Source organism: Parasediminibacterium paludis, assembly GCF_042651445.1.
Taxonomy (GTDB): domain Bacteria; phylum Bacteroidota; class Bacteroidia; order Chitinophagales; family Chitinophagaceae; genus Parasediminibacterium; species Parasediminibacterium paludis.
The window spans coordinates 1-20,712 of record NZ_JBHSDC010000005.1; the positions used below are offsets into that span (position 1 = coordinate 1).

At 36.5% G+C, this 20,712-nt stretch carries 16 protein-coding genes and 2 tRNA genes; 7 read left to right on the plus strand and 11 right to left on the minus strand.

What is annotated here, in order from left to right:
- Positions 1-780 precede the first annotated feature (780 nt).
- Positions 781-1,674 (plus strand): carboxypeptidase regulatory-like domain-containing protein, encoded by an 894-nt coding sequence (locus ACFOW1_RS05865; protein WP_379012855.1) that lies wholly within the window; start codon positions 781-783, stop codon positions 1,672-1,674.
- 195 nt (positions 1,675-1,869) lie between these two features.
- On the opposite strand, the gene ACFOW1_RS05870 is transcribed toward ACFOW1_RS05865, so the two are convergent.
- Positions 1,870-5,082 (minus strand): S41 family peptidase, encoded by a 3,213-nt coding sequence (locus ACFOW1_RS05870; protein WP_379012856.1) that lies wholly within the window; start codon positions 5,080-5,082, stop codon positions 1,870-1,872.
- A gap of 157 nt (positions 5,083-5,239) precedes the next feature.
- Between ACFOW1_RS05870 and ACFOW1_RS05875 the strand changes: the two genes are divergently transcribed.
- On the plus strand, positions 5,240-5,536 hold the full coding sequence (locus ACFOW1_RS05875) for a hypothetical protein (protein WP_379012858.1): 297 nt from the start codon (positions 5,240-5,242) through the stop codon (positions 5,534-5,536).
- Between the two features lie 124 nt (positions 5,537-5,660).
- Here ACFOW1_RS05875 and ACFOW1_RS05880 read toward each other — a convergent pair whose 3' ends face one another.
- The 6 genes from ACFOW1_RS05880 to ACFOW1_RS05905 all read right to left on the minus strand — a co-directional run bounded on the left by ACFOW1_RS05880 (position 5,661) and on the right by ACFOW1_RS05905 (position 9,329).
- Entirely contained in the window at positions 5,661-5,858 is a 198-nt protein-coding gene (locus ACFOW1_RS05880) for a hypothetical protein (protein ID WP_379012860.1), read from the minus strand.
- Positions 5,859-6,156: 298 nt separating this feature from the next.
- Entirely contained in the window at positions 6,157-6,357 is a 201-nt protein-coding gene (locus tag ACFOW1_RS05885) for a hypothetical protein (protein WP_379012862.1), read from the minus strand.
- A 71-nt stretch (positions 6,358-6,428) separates the two neighbouring features.
- Positions 6,429-7,742 carry a ribosome biogenesis GTPase Der gene (der, locus tag ACFOW1_RS05890; RefSeq protein ID WP_379012864.1) on the minus strand — a complete coding sequence of 438 codons (1,314 nt, stop codon included), beginning with the start codon at positions 7,740-7,742 and terminating at the stop codon, positions 6,429-6,431.
- Between the two features lie 79 nt (positions 7,743-7,821).
- Positions 7,822-8,694, minus strand: coding sequence for a GTPase Era (gene era, locus ACFOW1_RS05895; RefSeq protein ID WP_379012866.1), 873 nt, complete (start codon positions 8,692-8,694; stop codon positions 7,822-7,824).
- 229 nt (positions 8,695-8,923) lie between these two features.
- Positions 8,924-9,178, minus strand: a complete 255-nt coding sequence (locus tag ACFOW1_RS05900) for a GIY-YIG nuclease family protein (RefSeq protein WP_379012868.1) — start codon at positions 9,176-9,178, stop codon at positions 8,924-8,926.
- A gap of 79 nt (positions 9,179-9,257) precedes the next feature.
- Positions 9,258-9,329, minus strand: a tRNA-Met gene (locus tag ACFOW1_RS05905).
- 161 nt (positions 9,330-9,490) lie between these two features.
- On the opposite strand from ACFOW1_RS05905, the gene ACFOW1_RS05910 reads away from it, so the two are divergent.
- From ACFOW1_RS05910 to ACFOW1_RS05920, 3 genes are read left to right on the plus strand one after another with little or no spacing between them, the layout of a single operon-like run.
- Positions 9,491-10,471 carry a Gfo/Idh/MocA family protein gene (locus ACFOW1_RS05910; RefSeq protein ID WP_379012870.1) on the plus strand — a complete coding sequence of 327 codons (981 nt, stop codon included), beginning with the start codon at positions 9,491-9,493 and terminating at the stop codon, positions 10,469-10,471.
- 48 nt (positions 10,472-10,519) lie between these two features.
- A complete protein-coding gene (locus tag ACFOW1_RS05915) occupies positions 10,520-13,336 on the plus strand; it encodes a M1 family metallopeptidase (protein WP_379012872.1) in 2,817 nt (938 codons plus the stop codon).
- A 2-nt stretch (positions 13,337-13,338) separates the two neighbouring features.
- Positions 13,339-14,265, plus strand: coding sequence for a hypothetical protein (locus tag ACFOW1_RS05920; protein ID WP_379012874.1), 927 nt, complete (start codon positions 13,339-13,341; stop codon positions 14,263-14,265).
- Here the strand turns inward: ACFOW1_RS05920 and ACFOW1_RS05925 are convergent.
- On the minus strand, positions 14,262-14,933 hold the full coding sequence (locus ACFOW1_RS05925) for a 2-C-methyl-D-erythritol 4-phosphate cytidylyltransferase (RefSeq protein ID WP_379012876.1): 672 nt from the start codon (positions 14,931-14,933) through the stop codon (positions 14,262-14,264). The genes ACFOW1_RS05920 and ACFOW1_RS05925 overlap by 4 nt on opposite strands.
- A 104-nt stretch (positions 14,934-15,037) precedes the next feature.
- Between ACFOW1_RS05925 and ACFOW1_RS05930 the strand changes: the two genes are divergently transcribed.
- Positions 15,038-15,110, plus strand: a tRNA-Lys gene (locus tag ACFOW1_RS05930).
- Positions 15,111-15,274: 164 nt separating this feature from the next.
- Here the strand turns inward: ACFOW1_RS05930 and ACFOW1_RS05935 are convergent.
- The 3 genes from ACFOW1_RS05935 to ACFOW1_RS05945 all read right to left on the minus strand — a co-directional run bounded on the left by ACFOW1_RS05935 (position 15,275) and on the right by ACFOW1_RS05945 (position 17,857).
- On the minus strand, positions 15,275-15,616 hold the full coding sequence (locus ACFOW1_RS05935) for a hypothetical protein (RefSeq protein WP_379012878.1): 342 nt from the start codon (positions 15,614-15,616) through the stop codon (positions 15,275-15,277).
- A 30-nt stretch (positions 15,617-15,646) separates the two neighbouring features.
- Positions 15,647-16,729, minus strand: a complete 1,083-nt coding sequence (locus ACFOW1_RS05940) for a serine hydrolase domain-containing protein (protein ID WP_379012879.1) — start codon at positions 16,727-16,729, stop codon at positions 15,647-15,649.
- A 108-nt stretch (positions 16,730-16,837) separates the two neighbouring features.
- The gene (locus ACFOW1_RS05945; protein ID WP_379012880.1) at positions 16,838-17,857 is read right to left on the minus strand and encodes a serine hydrolase domain-containing protein; all 1,020 of its coding nucleotides are present in this window, start codon (positions 17,855-17,857) and stop codon (positions 16,838-16,840) included.
- A gap of 165 nt (positions 17,858-18,022) precedes the next feature.
- On the opposite strand from ACFOW1_RS05945, the gene clpB reads away from it, so the two are divergent.
- Complete coding sequence (clpB, locus tag ACFOW1_RS05950; protein ID WP_379012882.1) at positions 18,023-20,620, plus strand: ATP-dependent chaperone ClpB; 2,598 nt, start codon at positions 18,023-18,025, stop codon at positions 20,618-20,620.
- Positions 20,621-20,712: the final 92 nt, after the last annotated feature.

Genomic DNA, 20,712 nt, shown 5'->3' on the forward strand with positions numbered 1-20,712 from the left:
ATATCGGTCATTTAAAGTTAACATTTTTGTCAACTTTTAAATGAGCGAGATTCAGGGGAGCTTACATTAGCAGTTCTATTTTAGTAATGGTTTGATTATTAATTTGGCTTGATGCTGTTTGATTACAAGATAAAAGCAACATAATAAATGCAAAAAGACTACTTATTTTAAATGTTGTATTCATTATTTAATTATTACCTATTTATATTTTTAAGTTAATAAAACTTGCAAAATTCCACACCAACTTCTAATCAATACACCTGCCCATTAAAAGTATGTGTACGACAGTCGCAAAGGATTACGTATTTAGTATTAATTTTTTACAAACACATTCCCTACACCCATCACATCTATCTGCAATATACAAAACCAATCTTTACACTAAAAATTATTTTCTTATATTTATTAGCCCGCTTTGAATATTTCCAATAACTCCTCATTCAACACTTATAACACTTTTTCAAACATCAATAACAGACAATCAACTACCAATTACACCTTTTGCATTATCAATAACAGCCAATCAACTACTAATAACACCCTTTGCATCACCAATAACAGGTAATCAACTAGCAATAACACCCTTTGCATTATCAATAACAGACAATCAACTAGCAATAACACACATCTTAAAGCAATACACAAACTTTACAAGCGTGATATCGTTTATAGATAACTTACTGTTAAAATTATGCTTTGAGAAGTAGTAAATAATAACATATATTTACCTTAGATATTTATAGCGTCGAAAAAATATTTATCATTAAACACTAAACTACCATGTTATCAGTAACCCAAAGCAGAGAAATGAATCGTGTAAACCGCTTAGCGGTATTTTTAGAGAGCAACGCTACCATTTATAGCAGCTATGCCCCATTTGCAAAAGCAGCAGCTTCGTTTTTTACCAATCGTACTGCCATTGCTGCACTTGCTAAAGACAAAGAAGCATCTGGAACCGCTGAAAGTCGAACTAAAACCCAACTTAAAACAACCGTAGCCCATAGCCTCAGCGATATATGTAGCCTTGCATATGCCTATGCGGTAGACGAAAACAACAATACCCTACTACTAAAAACAGATATTAGCGAAAGAGATATTGTATTAATGAAAGATGTAGATATTTTGCCTTTTACTAAAGCTACCTTAGCGCTATTTACCCCTGCCCTTATGGCTGACCCTATTTTTGCTACGTACGATATTACTCCTGCAGCTATTGCAGCCGTACTGGCAGATGCACAAGCATTTGACAGTAAAATTGGGGTGGCGCAAGTGGTAGATGCAGGTGCTAACAATGCCAATACCCAACTTAACAATGTGATTAAATTGATTCGTGGCAATATTGCCCAAATGGAACGCCTTTTGGTACGCTTTAAAACCTCGCATCCAGCATTTGTAACAGGCTTTGCCCAAAATAGTGCCTTAGAAAATACAGGTATGCGCCACAGTGGTATAGAAGGCAAAGTAACTGTAAATGGTGTGGCAGTAGCGGGTGCAATTGTAAGTGTTGTGGGTACTGCTAAAACGGCCACTACCGATGCTACAGGTAGTTACAGCATTATAGGGGTAAAAGTAGGCGACTATCAGGTGCAAGCAATAGGGGCAAGCAAGCCCGCAGTAACCAAACCACAGCACATCAGCCGTGGACATATAGATACATTAAATTTTGAATTGTAGGTAAACCCTTGAAGGCTTTTCGTAGAGCTTCATAGTTTAAATAAGTGCATCAACAAAAAACGCCTTAAGCAAAATTGCTTCAGGCGTTTTTATTACTTAGACTTTCCAAGTTTTTAAAACTTGGAAAGTCTGCGGTACTATCTGTCAACTCACTACCGCCTCCTCAACCGATGCCCTATCACTCATGACCTAAAATTATTTACCAATCGTTTTCAACATTTCCTTAACCGCTGCTTCTATTTGGGTGTCTTTGCCGTTTAGTAAGTCTTCATAAGGCAAAGGCACTTTCATATCAGGTTCTACTTGTAGGTTCTCCGTTGGGCGATTTTCTTTACCAATAGTGGCTACCATTGGTATACCAAATACAATGGTTGGGTCTATTTGTGTTTCCCACCAAACAGCTGTACCAGTTCCAGGCACAGGCATACCTATTAGCTTGCCTATTCCATTTTGCTTGTACACATAAGGGAAGATAAAGGCATCGCTATAGTTGCCCTCGCTCATTACCACACAACTCGGTTTGCTCCATCTATCCATTGGTTCGGTAGGTGGCACAAGATTGCCTTGTGGTGCAAAGCTTAGATATTGTTTACCACTTAAAAAGGTATTTAAATCGTTGTGTAGCCAGCCACCACCATTAAAGCGGGTATCTACAATAAGGGCTTCTTTATTTTTATTGCGGCCCATTACTTCATCTATCGTGGTGCGGTAGCTGCCATCGTTCATACCTTGTACGTGTACATAGCCTACTTTGCCACCACTTAGTTTGTCTACCAGGTTGTACATCATATTTGTCCAGCGTTTGTACATCAAAGCGCTCTCTTCACCAAATAGTATTGGTTTTACTGTTTCTTCAAAACGCGCATTAGTTTTTGTATCTAGTACAGAAAGCAAGGTATTTTTACCCACTTTACGGTTAAGATACTTTGCCCAATCTTCTGTATTTACTAGCGTTTCACCATCTATTTTTTCAATAATACAGCCTGCTTTTATTTTACTGCTTGCTTTATCTACTGGGCCACCAGCAATTACTTCAGTAACTTTCAGGCCATTACCTGTATAGGTTTCATCGTAAAGCAAGCCAAGGGCTGCGGTTACATCTGGGTTTTGCATTTGGGGGCTATATCTGCCACCAGTGTGCGAGCCATTTAGTTCGCCAAGCATTTCGCTTAATAGTTCTTGAAAGTCGTAGTTATTACTGATGTGTGGCAAAAACTTCGCGTAAGTATCTTTATACATTTGCCAGTCTATGCCATGAATAGTTGGGTCATAAAACTTCTCTTTTACCTGACGCCAGCAATGCTCAAAAATATAGGCTCTTTCTTTGGCAGCATCTAGCACCATTTCACTTGCAACACTAATAGGTGTAGGCTTGCCACTTTCATCTATTTTTAATAAAGTACCATTATTGGTTACAAATACTGCTTTGCCATCTTTGCTCATTTGTATACCGCTCGGGCTTCCGCCTAATTTAGCTAAAATTTTAGTTTCTCTCGTGCGTGGCTCGGTTACCCACAAATCGTAACCTTTTTCAAAAGCTGCTAAGTAATAAATTTTGCTACCATCAGGCGTAACAGCATAATCGCTAATAGAAGAACTATTAATGGTTAAGCGCACACGTCTGTTATCAATATCTGTAAAATCTGGCGCCCATTTTTTTTCAGAGTCTTTTTTAGCAGTAGTATCTTTCTTTTCTGGCGTTGCTTTTTCTTTCCATAAAGCATAATCATCTTTAGATAATTTGAATTGGTCATAAGCAGCTTGGTCTAAAAAAGCACCATAAATATCTAATTCTCTGTTGCCTTGAAAAGCAATAGAACGGCGACCTTCTTTATTATTTACCCATGTCATTAATTTTCCATCCATCGCCCATTTAGGATTATCTTCACCAAAGCCACTGTTTATAGGGTGCTCAATTTTACCTGAACCGTCGGCTTTAATTACTGCCGCATGCGACCCCCCAAAACCAAAATAGTCATCATCGGCCAACAAATATTTACCATCAGGACTCCAGTTAAAATCTAAATCACCGTCAGCATAGCTATAATTATGACCTTTAGGTATTAACGTGCGTGATTGCTTGCTAGCAATATTGTATATTTTTAACACATTTCTATTTTCTAAATACGCTACTTCTTTACCGTCAGGCGAATATTTTGGTAAAAACTCTTCTGCAGCGGTGGCTATTAATGGTTCTTCTTTTAATACCGTGGCGGCATAAAAATATGGCTCTTCTTTTCGTACAATAGAAGTAGTATAAATATCCCAATTATCGTTTCGCTCAGCCGCATAAATCAAGGTTTTACCATCTGCGCTCCACGATACCATGCGTTCTTGTTGTGGTGTATTAGTAATACGTTTGGTTTGTGTGCCGTCCACACTAGTTACAAATACTTCACCACGTGTCACAAAAGCAATTTCTTTACCATTTGGCGATAAAGCAAACTCACCCACATTACCATTTACAGGTATATTTTTTTCTACGTTTTGTCTACCATCGTTGTATATCTGTATACTTAGTTTTTTGGGCGAGCCGCCATTTGCAAGGGTATAAATATCACCGTCTTGTGTAAAGCAAAGGGTATTGGTATTGCTTACACTTAAATGCCTAACGGGATTGGTTGTAAAACTCGTTAATTGCTGTTCAGCGATTTTTTGTTGTAAAGATGCTTTGTAAATATTTTGATTACCATTTTTCTCGCTTAAATAGTATATATATTGATCATCGCTGCTAAATACAGGCTCTCTATCTTCACCTTCGAAACTACTTATTTTATTGTAATGCTTAGTGGCTACATCCATTACCCATACATCTCTTGTCACAGATGAAGTATGGTGCTTACGCCAAGGGTCTTCGTAGCCTTTTCTGTCTTCAAATACTATTTGAGTACCTTTACTGTTGTAATGTGCTCTTTCCATCCCTGCACCAGAAATAATTACAGGTGTACCGCCTGTAACGCTTACGCTGTAAAGGTTTTGAAACAATCTTGGGCTGTAAAAACGCACATTACTTGATTGAACATTTCTAGCACTACCAAAGATGATTTGTTTATTATCTATAGAAAAGTCAAAGGGAAAATCACCTGCACTGTTATATGTAATACGTGTGGGTGTACCGCCTGTAGCTGGCATAACAAATACATCAAAATTACCATAGCGGTCGCTGGCAAAAGCAATGTATTTACCATCGTGGCTCCAAACTGGCATCATGTCGTGTGCCTCGTGAATGGTAAGTGGTACTGCTACCCCACCACTCGCATCTACTCTATAAATATCACCTTTGTAACCAAAAGCAATGGTTTTGCCATCGGGCGAAATAGCCGGATAACGCAACCAGGCTGCATTGCTTTGTGCTATACCACTAATAGTTGCGCCTACTAGCAGTAAACTTAAAAATACTTTACGCATATAGTATTGGTTTTTGTTGTAAAAAAATGATTGTACAATGTAACAATTACCTCATAATCTGCGCCTATTTTTTTAACAAATAGCTGTTTAAACCTTATAAATGGTAAACCATCATATAGCCAGCTACTATTTTAAAACTATTACAAACCAACAAATCATGAAAAAAATAGTATTGTTAGCGAGTATTTTAGTGAGCAGTTTGCTAATAAGTAATTATTCCAGCGCACAGCGTTTTTATGTGCGAGTACGCCCAGTAGCACCTGTGGTTATAAGACCAGTTGCACCAAGACCTACCGCAATTTGGATTGAACCTGAATGGGTTTGGCGAGGCGGTAGATACGTGTATGTAAATGGTTACTGGACTGAGCCAAGAGTAGGTTACCGCTATATGCCTGGCTATTGGCGCAGAACGAGACATGGCGAGCTATGGGTAGCAGGTGTATGGGTGAGATAATGTAGATGCATACTATAGCGAGATAATACTCATATCGTTTATTTACAACTTGATCTAATCATCTTAAATAAATTACAATAAAAAACCACCAAAATGGTGGTTCCTTAGAAATACATCGCTTTAATTAAAGATGCTTTTCTGAATGCTTTTTAGCGGCATCGTCAGCATGTTGATGTGCAACTACATGATGCCCTCTAGCGGCATGTGCTTCATGAGCTGCTTTTTCATCCTCACCAGCTACGTGGTGTACATGTGCTTGTTTGTGATGTTTAGCAGCTTCTTCGTGATGCTTCGCTGCTTCTTCATGGTGATTGTGTTTCATAAAAAACAATTTCCAATATAGATACTAGTACCATGCCAAGTATTTTATTATTTCTTTAAAGCATTCGCCTACAAGTGCAACAAGCTGAAACAATATTTATTCTAATAAACAGAATACACCGATAACTACAAATAATGTAATAGTAAAGAAGAATTTTACAAAGCAAAATATAAGCTATCCTTCACTTTGCAGTTATTGGCAATAACTCAAAATACCGAGATGTTATTCCAAAAATAAATGCCCTACAATTTGTAGGGCATTTATAATAAGAATTACGCTTTCGCTCGTACTTACAAAATTATTTTTTTGTAGTATCCATAGCCATTTTGCTAGTATCTTTTTTAGTTGTATCAGCAGCCATTGCTTTAGCTTTAGCTGAATCAGCAGCTTTGATAGAATCAGCTAATTTAGTTGAATCAGCAGCAGCATCTTTAGAAGCACCACTACCACAAGCAGCAAATACTACTGCTACAGCGAACATTGCGAATAATTTTTTCATTGTAATTTTGGTTTAAAATTTGTTGCAAAAATAGGGTTCAGATCATAACCGCCAAATTTTAACGCACTTTTTTATTTTTTTCTAAAAAATATTCTTACAGGTACGCCCTTAAAATTGAATTTACTACGCAACTGATTTTCTAAATAATTCCTATAAGGTGCTTTGATATCATCTGGATAATTGGTAAAAAATGCAAATGATGGCACATGTGTAGGTATTTGTGTAACAAATTTAATCTTCACTGCATGACCACGTACAACTGGCGCATGGTATGATTCGATGGCTTTTAGCATTACTTCGTTTAATTGAGAAGTAGGTATGCGACGTTTTTTACTATCGTACACTTCTAAGCCTATTTCTATGGCTTTTAGAATACGTAATTTCTCTTTTGCAGAAATAAACAAAATAGGCACATCGGTAAATGGCGCTATTTTTTGTTTCAACTTGGCTTCATAATCACGAGCTGTATTGGTTTCTTTATTCATGAGATCCCATTTATTCACCAATACCACAATCCCTTTACCCTTGCGTGCTGCCAAACTAAATATGTTTACGTCTTGTGCCGTAATACCATTTACGGCATCAATTACTAGCAAGCATACATCTGCTTCATCTACCGCACGAATGGCGCGAATAACTGAGTAGAACTCTAAATCTTCTTTTTCTTTGGTTTTTTTACGTAAGCCCGCTGTGTCTATTAATATAAATTCTTTCTGAAATAAATTATAATGTGTGTGAATAGTATCACGTGTAGTACCCGCAATATCGCTTACAATGGTCCTTTCTGCACCTACCAAAGCGTTTAATAAAGAAGATTTACCAACGTTTGGCTGGCCAATAATGGCAAATTTTGGTAGTTCCTCTTGCGCCAAAATACCATCAATATCTGCTTGTGTAATAGGCGCCACAATCGCATCTAGTAATTCGCCTGTACCTGCACCACTAATACTACTTACTGTATAAATGGTTTCAAAACCAAGGCTATAAAACTCGGTTGCATCTAGTTCACACTGCCCATTATCTACTTTATTTACCACCAAATACACTGGTTTGGTACTTCTGCGCAACATATCTGCCATCGCATCATCCAAATCTGTAATACCGGTAGCCACATCTACCATAAATACAATAGCATTGGCTTCTTCCACCGCAATTTTTACTTGCTTGCGAATTTCCACTTCAAAAATATCATCGCTTTGCGGCACAAAACCACCTGTATCTATTAAGTTGAAAGGCTTACCGTTCCATTCAGCAATACCATATTGTCTGTCTCTCGTTACGCCACTAATATCATCTACTATGGCTTTGCGTTGTTCTAGAAATCTATTAAACAACGTGCTTTTACCTACGTTTGGTCTTCCTACAATTGCTACTGTATAACTCATGATTCTTTGTTAAATTTTTGATATTGGATGTACAATGTGGGTCAATACATCTAACGTCCAACATCTTACATCGTACATTTTAATGATACCCATATTCTTTTAACCGCATGTCGTTGTCGCGCCACTTAGGCTTCACTTTTACAAACAGTTCTAAAAATACTTTTTGTTGTATAAATGCTTCTATATCTTTTCTTGCCAAAGTGCCAATTTCCTTAATCATTTTACCGCGCTCACCAATAATGATGGTTTTTTGAGTATCTCTATTAACCACAATATCTGCTTGTATTTTGGTTAATGCCTCTTTTTCTTTGTATTCATTTATCAATACAGCCGTGTGGTAAGGAATTTCGTCGCCAAACAATTCATATATTTTTTCCCGAATAATTTCACTTACAAAAAAACGTGTTGGCAAATCGCTTAAATCTTCTTCACTATAAAACGGAAAACCATCAGGCATGAAAGTTAATATCACATCTAATAGTTTTTGCAAATGATGTTTTTCTAGTGCAGAGATTTTTATGAGTTGTTTGCAATATGATTTTGTGGCAAAAAATGCTTCTGCCTCGGCTATTTTTCCATTTTTGGCAATATCAATTTTATTTAAAATAACTAAGCTTGGTACTTTTAATTTCAATGCAGAGAAAATAGCGTCAGATTCTTCAAAATTATCGTTGGCATCTACCATTAAAAGTGCCACATCTGCATCTTCGAGTGCACTTTTTACAGCCCCCATCATTTTATCGTGCAGCTTATAACGCGCCTCAATAATACCTGGTGTATCAGAAAAAATAATTTGGTATTCGTCTGGCTTATTCAAGAAAGCTTTTATACGATGCCTTGTTGTTTGCACCTTCGGTGAAACAATCGCCATTTTCTCACCCATCAAGGCATTCAGCAAAGTACTTTTACCTGCATTGGGTTTGCCGAATATGTTTACAAAGCCTGCTTTCATGTTACTTTATTTGATAGGAACACAGATTTTCATAATTGAATGGATTATCACAGATAAAATTAATCATAAGTTCTACAAATACGCACAGAAAAATCAGTGAGCATCTTAATAATCCGTGTCATCCGTGTTCCAATATCCAATAATAAAAAAAGCCTCAAACGAGGCTCTTATTTGTCTGTTGCGAGAAGAGGGTTCGAACCTCTGTCCGCAGCGGCGGATATGAGCCCTCTTACAATATGTTTTTCAAAAGAACCTCATGTATCCATTCTCTACCTTTTCCAGTTTTGAGTTCTTTTTCTCTAGCCATTGCATCTTTCTTTATTTCAAAGCTTTCGCTGTGTATAAGTGTCCAAGGTCTATATTGTATTGTCCAGCCTTTTACACCTAATTCATTGTGCGACCGTAATCTTTCTTCTAAATTGGCGGTAAATCCAACGTAGATTTTTTTGAAAGATGCTGAATATAAAATATACACTTTAAACATTTCAATGCTCTAGTGTTTTTGCATCAACTAATTTGTTTTGTAAAAAACAAAAGCCTCGAATGAGGCTCTTATTTGTCTGTTGCGAGAAGAGGGTTCGAACCTCTGACCTTCGGGTTATGAGCCCGACGAGCTACCGCTGCTCTATCTCGCGATTTATTTGGATTGCAAAAGTAAGGGTTCTAAATTGATGAGCCAAACTTATTTTTAAATAATTACAAAATATTTTTCAAAAAATGCTACCAACATACTGTTTACAAATTACAAAGCCACCACTTATTGCAATGGCTATATTTACAAACTAAATTTTTTGATATGCTGAATGTTGGTGTTTTTGGTGTTGGTCACCTAGGAAAGTATCATTTGAATAATTGGAAGGAAATAAAAGGCGTGAAATTGGTTGGTTTTTTTGACCCCAATAATGAGATGGCTAAGCAAGTGGCCGAAGAATATGGCCTTAAACGTTTTTTGGATGAGGATAAATTATTTGATGCGTGCGACATTGTTGATGTAGTTGTACCTACCGATAGACATTTTGAAGTGTGCATGAGAGCGCTGCGAAAAGGTAAACATGTATTTGTAGAAAAACCATTGGCCAATACTATGGAAGAAGCGAAAACTTTGGTAGATGTGGTGCGTGAAGCCAATGTAAAAATGCAAGTAGGCCATGTGGAACGTTTTAACCCTGCCTATTTGGCTATAAAAAATACGCCTATCAATCCAATGTTTATTGAAGTGCATCGTTTGGCGCAGTTTAATCCACGTGGTACTGAAGTAAGTGTGATATTAGATTTGATGATTCACGACATCGATATTGTACTTAGTATGGTAAAAAGTGGCGTAAAAAATATACAGGCAAGCGGCGTAGCGGTAATGACTGAAACGCCTGATATTGCCAATGTTCGCATAGAATTTAACAATGGTTGTGTGGCCAATCTTACAAGTAGTCGCATCAGTATGAAGAAAATGCGTAAAATGCGTTTGTTTCAAAAAGATGCTTATATAGGTATTGACTTCTTAGAAAAGAAAACAGAAATCATCAAACTAAAACAGCCAAACGATGCAAATGTTTTCTCATTTGATTTAGACACGCCTAGCGGTAAAAAAACCATTGCAGTTGCTAATCCAGAGGTACAACAAGAAAGTGCTATAAAACTTGAATTGGAAAGTTTTGTAGATGCCATTGTAAACAATAAACCTACTACCGTTAGCGAAATTGATGGCTTACTAGCTATGGAAGTGGCACACCAAATTTTGGAAAAAATTCATGCTAACCAACGTTTAATAAAACCATAAATGCATTGCGTACGATACCTTTTAGTTGTAATCGTTCTTATCAGTAATATGTTAGTTGTTGCTGCGCAAAAAAATAATTATTGGCAGCAGCAAGTTAATTATACCATCGAGGTACTGTTAAATGATAAACAACATAGTTTGGATGCCTTTGAGCAGCTAGAATATACGAATAACTCACCTGATACGCTGCATTTTATTTGGTTTCACTTGTGGCCAAATGCTTACAAAAATGATAAATCGGCATTTAGTGAACAGATGTTGCGATTAGGTAGAACTGAATTTTATTTTGCAGCAGATAGTAATAAGGGTTATATTAATCAGTTGGCATTTAAGGTAGCTGGCAAAGCAGTCAAATTAGAAGCGCATCCACTATATATTGATATTGCAAAATTATTGTTGCCAGAACCTTTATTACCAGGTAAATCTATCAGCATTACAACACCTTTTCATGTTCAGTTACCTTACAATTTTTCTCGTGGCGGTCATGTTGGGCAAAGCTATCAAGTAACACAGTGGTATCCTAAGCCAGCAGTGTACGATGCAAAAGGGTGGCACGAAATGCCTTATTTAGACCAAGGTGAATTTTTTAGTGAATTTGGAAACTATGAAGTAAAAATTACTTTGCCTAATAACTATATAGTAGCAGCATCTGGTATATTACAGAATGAAGAAGAGTTAGAGAGATTGAAGCAACTGGCTAGTGAGCCGATAACGAAACAAGCCAATTATATTTTATTTGATAAAGCCATAAAAAAGAAAACGACAAAGCCAATAAAACAACTAGAATATTTAGCGCCAGTAAGTGCTAAAGACATCAAAATATTGGAGTACAAACTTACGAATGCACACGATTTTGCATGGTTTGCCAGCAAGCAATTTGTAGTACAAAAAGATACTGTTGTTTTAAAAACGAAAACAGTGGATGTTTATAGTTTTTACACCCCTTGGAATGTGATTAAATGGCAAAAAAGTATTAACTACGCAAAAGCTGGATTACACTTTTATAGTAATGAAATTGGGGATTATCCTTATAGTATAGCAAGCATAGTAAGCGGCGCAGACAATACGGTGAGTGGCGGTATGGAATATCCAACGATTACTTTAATTACCACACAAGCAGGTGGGCGAGAATTAGATGTTACCATTGCGCATGAACTTGGTCATAACTGGTTTTACGGCGCATTGGCAAGCAATGAGAGAGACCATGCGTGGATGGATGAAGGCATGAATACTTTTTACGAAAAGAAATATACCACTACCAGATATCCTCTTAAAAAAAACGAACAATACACTGAAACAAACACTGAAAACTTATTAATTGAAGCCTACCAAAACATTCATAAAGAACAACCAATTGACCAAACGAGCGATGCCTTTACGAGTATAAATTACGGTTTGTATGTATATACAAAAGCAAGTAAATGGATGGAACAACTAGAGCAGCAACTTGGACCTATTATCTTTAAAAATGCCATGCAAGAATATTATCAGCAATGGCAGTTTAAACATCCCTACCCTGCTGATTTCAAGCAAGCAATAGAAGCAAATAGTCAGCAGAATATAGATAGTTTATACGAACAATTATTTACCACAAATACTATTACAAAACAATCTGCAACAACTAAAAGAGTAATAAGTTTTAACGTATTACCGCCTTTAAAGCCAAATTATAACGCACAGCAAATTTCAATTGGCCCAGCTTTAGGTGTTAATCAATACGATAAATTGATGGTAGGCGCTTATATACACAATTATCAAATACCATTACAGAAGTTTAATTTTTTAGTAGCACCTATGTACGCTACTGGTAGCAAGGCTTTTAATATATTTGGTAGAGCTTCTTATAATATATTTAAACAGCATAGCTGGCTGGAATTTTCTTCAAGTATCGCCAAGTACACGATGGGTGATTTTCAACCTGATAACCAGCAAGCAAAAATTTTTCAAAATGTAATAAGGATAGTACCTTCTGTCAAATACACACTATACAATAAAGACATCCGTTCAACTGAAAAATTAAGCTTTCAATTACGTACGTTTCTACTAAGTGAAGATGCTTTGCGTTTTACAACAGTTATTACACCAAGTGGCAATATTGATATTGCAAGCAAACAAGCGGAACAATCATATATTAACCAACTAAAAATAAACTGGAGTAACGACAGAGCTTTGTATCCATTTATTGCTAACCTAACTATCGATCAGGGTAGCAACTTTTTAAGAGCAGGTTTTACTGGCAATTACTTCTTTAATTATGTGCGCAATAAAGGCGGTATTAATGCACGTTTTTTTGCAGGCAAATTCTTTTACCTACAAAGTAAAACCTACATTACAGCTTATCAAACTGACCGCTACTATTTAAATTTAAGCGGCCCTAAAGGCAATGAAGATTACACTTACAGCGATTATTTTATAGGCAGAAACGAATTTCAAGGCCTTGCAAGCCAGCAGATTATGCAGCGCGATGGCTTTTTTAAAGTGCGCACAGACTTATTGAGTAGTAAAGTAGGTAAAACAGATAATTGGTTAATGGCGGTAAATTTTGATGGTAATTTACCAGATAAAATCAATCCATTACAAATACTTCCTTTCAATATTCCGCTTAAGATTTTTGTTGATATTGGTACGTATGCAGAAGCTTGGCAAGACAATGCGACTGGTAATCGCTTTTTATACGATGCAGGCTTGCAATTACCGCTACTAAAGGATATTGTAAATGTTTACTTTCCCATTTTGAGCAGTAAAGTGTATAGAGATTACAACAAATCGGTGCTAGGTGAAGGCAGTTTTTTGAAGACCATTTCTTTCAGTATTGATGTTCAAAAACTAAGTTTACACAAGTTGAGTAAATACATACCTCTGTAAAAATGATAGCAGCGCAAGCAATACATTTTGTAACAAGGCAGCAAATAAATACCAAGTTATGGGATGCTTGTATTAATGCTAGCGCAAATGGATTGATTTATGCGACTAGTACCTATTTAGATTTGATGTGCAACTCTCAATGGTGTGCTTTGGTAAATAATGATTACTTAACTGTAATGCCATTACCATATAGAAAAAAATATGGCATCAACTATATTTATCAGCCAGCCATGACACAGCAAAGTGGCATATTTTCAATCCATGAAATAACTCCTGATATTGTAGACGCGTTTATCAAAAAAATTCCATCCAATTTTTGGTATATAGAAACAAATCTTAACGCAGCTAATTCCATATCAGCTTACCCAACAGTTACTAGAACAAATTATTTGCTAAACATTACAAAACCTTACACTGCCTTAAGAGGCGACTACCACCGCTCAGCAAAGCGCAATATTCAAAAGGCAATAGAACTTGGTGTAGAAGTAAAAACAACTATTTCTCCAACCGATATTATTGCCATGCATCGGCAGCGATTTAACGATACGATTGGCGCTAAAAACTCAGACTATGTGCAGTTTGAACAATTAGCAACACAATTAATAAAAGATGGCAAATGCTTTACCATAGGTGCTTTTAACGCACAACAACAATTAATTGCTGGTAGCATTTATTGGATATTCAAAAATAGAATCACCTTTATTTTAAATGGTAATTTACCAGAAAGTCTAGCTTGTGGTGCTACGCATTTACTAAAGGATAAAGTAATTGAGCAATTTTCTGGCGGCCATTATTGGCTTGATTTTGAAGGTAGCGATTTTCCACAATTTGCAAGGTTTTATGAGCAGTTTGGCAATACAGAAATAGAATATTACCAATCACTCATCATTAACAAACTACCTTGGCCTTTGAAACTATTCAAACACTAAAAGGCACGTTCTTCCAAAATCTTTTCAGCTATTAGCAAATCGATAGGTCTTGTAATTTTTAGATTAGTATAATCGCCTTCTATTAAAAATACTCTTTCACCGAAAGCTTCCACCACAGTCGCTTCATCGGTAAAAGCGTCCTTGTAAGGCTGATGAAATGCTGGCAGCAACAAATCACTTTTAAAAGTTTGTGGCGTTTGAATAATGCGTACATTATTTCTATCAGCCACTACAGAACTGTCGCCATCAGCAATACGAATACTATCCGTAGCTGCTACCGCAGGTATAGCACTGCCTTTTGCCAATGCTTGCGTATAACATGCTTGTATTAATTGTGGTGTAATTAAACAACGTACCCCATCATGCACAAAAACAACGGCATCATTTGGCACAAAAGCTAATCCATTTTTTACTGACTGAAAACGAGAATCACCGCCGATAGCTACTTGTATAGCAGACTCAGGAAACATTTCGGCAATATTATTACCAAAATATATATGCGCTTGTGGCAAAACAAGTATGATTTGTATATCAGCAAAAGCATTGGCAAAAGCATTTATTGTATGCCAAAGCAAAGGTTTGTTATGCAACAATAAAAACTGCTTGGGCGTAGCTACACCCATACGTAAACCACTACCCCCAGCTACTATAACGGCAAACTTTTTCATGCGAATCATTAAAACCGCAAGCTATCAAAAGCGAGCGACATGATCATGAAAAAATGAATTAAACCTTTTGGTTAATCAAGGGTTATATACACAGCCCTAATAAAGATTTCGTAGCTCAGTTGGTAGAGCAGCTGACTCTTAATCAGCGGGTTCAGGGTTCGAGTCCCTGCGGAATCACTTATTAGTTAAGCGATTATAAATACGATTTTTATAATCGCTTTTATTTACCCCAAATTTGTCATAGAAAATTAACAAAAAAACATGATGCTATTGATAATTATCAAATCAAAGCGAAAATTAAAAGCACTATTTTCTAGCTAGTTCTTATTAAAACAATAGCATTAGTTATTTTCTACATGCATTTTATGAAAAAAGCGATGCACCACAGGCGTAAGTAACAAACCAATATTAGTGATAAAAGCTACACCACTAAACAAGGCATAAAAACTACTAAATAATTTTCCGCTTACGGTTTTAATTTCTGCTACAGGTCCCATCCCACTCAATATCATTGATGCGTTGTGTAGACTATCTAACCATTCTAATTGTGCAAAAAAATGATAGCCAAATACGCCTATGGCTAAACAAACAATTAATAGCCCAAAAAATAAGGCCATACTACGATATAAGCGGTTATAATACTTGCTTTTAGATAATAAAGGTTGGGTTTTGTGTTCAAACATAGTGGTTAGTTAGTTGATAATTAGTGGTTATTATTGACCAAATACTTCGTCTACAGTTGTTTTTAAAGATACATAGCGCTCATGTCTTCCATTTGAATTAAGATTAAAAGAGAACAAGATAGCAGCATAATGTCTTTTGTTATCTATCCAAGGAAAAGTACCAAACAAGCCCGGGCTAGTAACAGCAATAGAGCGGTTGTTGTCATCCATCGTCCATTCTCCAAAGCCATATCCAAAATTGCCTGCTTCTTTTGGTGAGCCCATTATGGTAGCACCTTTGGCATAATTGTGTTGCATAGTGACTACAGACTTAGCAGTTAATATTTGCTTACCATTAAAATTTCCTTCATTTAGTAGCATTACCAAAAAGTTTATATAATCCTCTGCAGTACTAAAAGCGCCACCAGCAGCTTGTGGTACCGCTACTTTCCCAAAGTCAGTTTGTACCATACCACAAGGTTTTGCAATGCGTTCTTGAAATAAAGTTTCGAAGTCTTTTTTTGCAATTTTTTCTATTACTGCTGCGGCTATTTGCAAGCCAGTATTACCATAATGAAAGGTTTTGCCGGCTTCAACTTCTACAGGTTGCTTGCTAATGCTTGCCATGGCTTCGTCCATGGTTTTATAGTGGGTCATTTCTGTCCAGCTATCTTTGCCTTCAAGGCCTTTAATACCAGTTAAATGGCTTAAGCAATGCCAAATTTTAATACCGCCCTTACCGTTTTGTGACATTACAGGTAAAAACTTACCAATGGTATCATCAAGGCTTAGCTTGCCTTCATCTATAAAAGTCATTACCAAGGCCGCACTTAGCCATTTACTACAACTTGCAATTCGTGCACGAGTAGTACTTGTAAAATCTTGTGTTGCTGCTTCGGCATTACCACCTTGCCTATTTGCCAAAAATTTAGCCACCATTTTTTGACGATTGGTTAAGCTATTTTCTGCATGATTGTATACTATTTTACCATCTTTCCACACCACCATTACTGCCCTACCACCAAGATCTTTTACATTTTCAGCTAGCCATTTGTCAATTTTACTAGCATCTTTTTGAGCGATAACAATGGTACTTACTAATAAGAAACACCAGATACTTGGAATTAATTTCATAATTGTATTTTTGAGTCATTAATCAATTGTCATTGGTCATTAGATAGAACCGATTTCCAATTTTATAATTACTATAGGACTATTGACAAATGACTAATGACCATTCACTTAATGACAATCACCTATCACCCCATCAATAAACTGCTTAATACTAATTAAAGTAGCCTTTTTACTTTCACCATTGCCAGATTTAGGAAAAATGACTGCTGCATACCCTCTACATATATCTACCCAAGGAAACATACCATACATACTCGGACTTGCAATAGCAGTGGCTTTAGTATCCTTGGCTTCGATAGCCCAGGTACCTAAGGCATAATTATATCCAACCACAGGCTTTGGCGCTTGCTTAATCATACTAGTCGTAATCTGTATTTTGGTCATTTCCTCAATGGCTTTTTCACTTAATATTTGCTTGCCTTTAAATTGCCCCTTATTTAAAAATAAGCTCATAAAATTAATATAATCTTCGGCAGCACTTAATGCACCATTAGCAGGATTAACATTACCAGATTCACTAAAAAAACTGGAATTACGCATCGCCAACGGTCTAAAAATTTTCTCGTTCATAATTTGCTCAAATCCACGTTTTGCAACTACTTCGCATACACGTGCAGCAATGGTAATACCAATATTTTCATAATCAAACGCTTCGCCAGGGTTCGTATTAATATCGCATTTGCTAGCATAGGCATCTACCCTTTCTTCTAGTGTTTTGCCCGAAGGATTGCAAGATTTTATACCCGTCGTTTCTGTAAGGCAATTGCGAACAGTGATGTACTTTTTACCATAAGTGGCAAATATTGGCAAATAAGTACTCACTTTTTCGTCTAGGTTTATTTTGCCTTGGTCTACATAACTCATCACCAAAGCCACTACAAACCATCTGCTTGCTTGCCCAATATGCGCTTGTGCCCTTGCGTCAAAACCTTCCACTTCTTTTTTGTAAATAATCTTACCGTCTTTGTAAATCAGGCAAACAAAATTTTTCCCGATATCATCTTTAAAAGCATCAAACTTTTTCTCAATACCACTAAAGTCGTATTGCGCATGGGCAAACTGAAACAATAGCATGAAACTCAATACAGATAAGACTTTGCGACAGGTTAATTTGCAATTTACAGACATTTTTTCCGAATTAATTTGTTGGATTAGAGTTTGCGTTAAAGATAAAAGTCTGAACCAAGATTTTGTAGGATTTTATTGATTTATAGGACAAACGTAATTTTTATAGCAATCCTTTAATCCTGTAAAGCTTTTTAAATCTAGGTTCTGACAAATAAATCTACAACTATGAACTTAAATAATTATACCATTAAAGCCCAGGAAACCATTCAAGCAGCGCAACAAGTGGCGTTTAACAATGGTAACCCAAACATTGAAACCAATCATTTACTAAAAGCTTTACTAAATGACGATGACAGTTCAATAGATTACCTATTGAAGAAAAACGCTGTAAACACCAGCTTAATAGACTTAAAATTAGACGAAAGTTTAAAAAAGCTACCTAAAGCGAGTGGCACAGAACCTGCTCAAAACTTGAGTAGAGATTTAAATAATGCATTGCTAAAAGCAGCTGCATCTATAGCTAAGTTTAAAGATGAATTTGTAAGTGTCGAACATTTATTAATTGGCTTGTTGCAGGTTAATGATGATACATCAAAACTATTGAAAGATGCTGGCCTTACCGAAAAAGGTTTGATAGCAGCGATTACAGAATTGAGAAAAGGCAGCACGGTTAACTCACAAACAGCATCTAACCAATACAATGCTTTGCAGAAATATGCTAAAAATCTAAACGATTTGGCACGTAAAGGCAAGCTAGACCCTGTGATTGGTCGTGATGAAGAAATACGTAGAACGTTACATATTTTATCAAGAAGAAATAAAAACAATCCCATTTTGGTGGGCGAGCCAGGTGTAGGTAAAACCGCCATTGCTGAAGGTATAGCCATGCGCATTGTAAATGGGGATGTACCTGAGAACTTGAAGAGCAAAATCATTTTTGCCTTAGATATGGGATTGCTAATAGCAGGTGCTAAATACAAAGGCGAATTTGAAGAACGCTTAAAAGCCGTGGTAAAAGAAGTAGGCGAAAGCGATGGCGAAATTATTTTGTTTATTGATGAAATACATACGCTTGTTGGTGCGGGTGGTGGTGAAGGTGCTATGGATGCAGCCAATATTTTAAAGCCAGCCTTGGCTCGTGGTGAGTTAAGGGCTGTGGGTGCAACCACTTTAAACGAGTATCAAAAATATTTTGAGAAAGACAAAGCGTTGGAACGTCGTTTTCAAAAAGTATTGATAGATGAACCAAGTGTAGACGATGCAGTGAGTATTTTACGGGGCATCAAAGACCGTTACGAAACGCACCACCATGTACGCATAAAAGACGAAGCCATTATTGCGGCTGTTGAATTATCGCACCGCTATATTAGCGACCGTTTTTTACCCGACAAAGCCATCGATTTGATAGATGAGAGCGCCGCAAAATTGAGACTCGAAATGAATTCTATGCCTGAAGAATTGGATAAATTAGAACGTCAAATTCGTCAACTAGAAATTGAAAGAGAAGCCATCAAACGCGAGAAAGATGAATCGCAATTGAAGGATTTGTCATTAGATATTTCTTTACTAAGTGTTGAACGTGATACACTTAAAGCCAAATGGAAACAAGAGAAAGAGATTGTAGAAAAAATACAAACAGCAAAAGCTAATATTGATAGCCTTAAAACAGAAGCTGAACGTGCAGAACGTGATGGCGACTTTGGCAAGGTGGCAGAAATACGTTACGGCAAAATAAAAAACGAAGAAATAGCCATTACTGAACTCACTAATCAACTAGATAGTTTCTCTGAAAAACGTTTGCTAAAAGAAGAAGTAGATGCTGAAGATATAGCTGCAGCAATATCTAAAGTGACAGGTATTCCTTTAAGCAAAATGCTACAAAGCGAACGAGAAAAACTCTTGAATTTAGAAGATGAGTTACACAAGAGAGTAATTGGGCAAGAAGAAGCCATTACTGCTATTGCAGATGCAATTAGAAGAAGCAGGGCAGGTTTGCAAGATCCTAAAAAGCCAATTGGTTCATTTATTTTCTTAGGTACTACAGGTGTGGGTAAAACAGAGTTGGCAAAAGCTTTAGCCGATTACCTGTTTGACGATGAAAATATGATGACCCGTATAGACATGAGTGAGTACCAAGAAAAGCATACAGTTAGCCGTTTGGTAGGTGCACCTCCTGGCTATGTTGGCTATGATGAAGGTGGTCAGCTGACAGAAGCAGTACGTAGAAAACCTTACAGCGTGGTATTATTAGACGAAATTGAAAAAGCGCATCCAGATGTGTACAATGTGTTGCTACAAGTGCTAGATGATGGTCGATTGACAGATAATAAAGGCAGGGTGGTGAATTTTAAAAATACGATTATTATCATGACAAGTAATATGGGTAGCACCATTATTCAAGATGCATTTGAAAATGTAACTGAAGCCAATAGAGAGGAAGTTGTAGAAAGAACCAAAATTGAAGTAGTGAATTTATTGAAACAGACCATCAGACCAGAGTTTTTAAACAGAATAGATGAAGTAATTATGTTTCAGCCATTGATGAAAAAAGAAATCAAAGGCATTATTACCATACAACTAGAAAGTTTAAAACAATTAGTGGCTAAAAATGGTATTGAGTTAAAGTTCTCAGAATACTTACTAGATTATTTAGCTGAAAATGGTTACGACCCACAATTTGGCGCAAGACCATTAAAACGCTTGATTCAAAAAGAAATCATCAATCAGCTAAGTAAAAAAATACTAGGTGGTATGATAGATAAAACCAAGCCCGTTTTGGTAGATATTTTCGACAATATTGTGGTGTTTAGAAATGAAGCGTAGTAATATTTGTGTGATGTGATGAGGTAAAAAGTCCGCAGGCAACTGTGGGCTTTTTTATTATTGCTAAACGTCAGTGCTGCAGTATCGTTAAC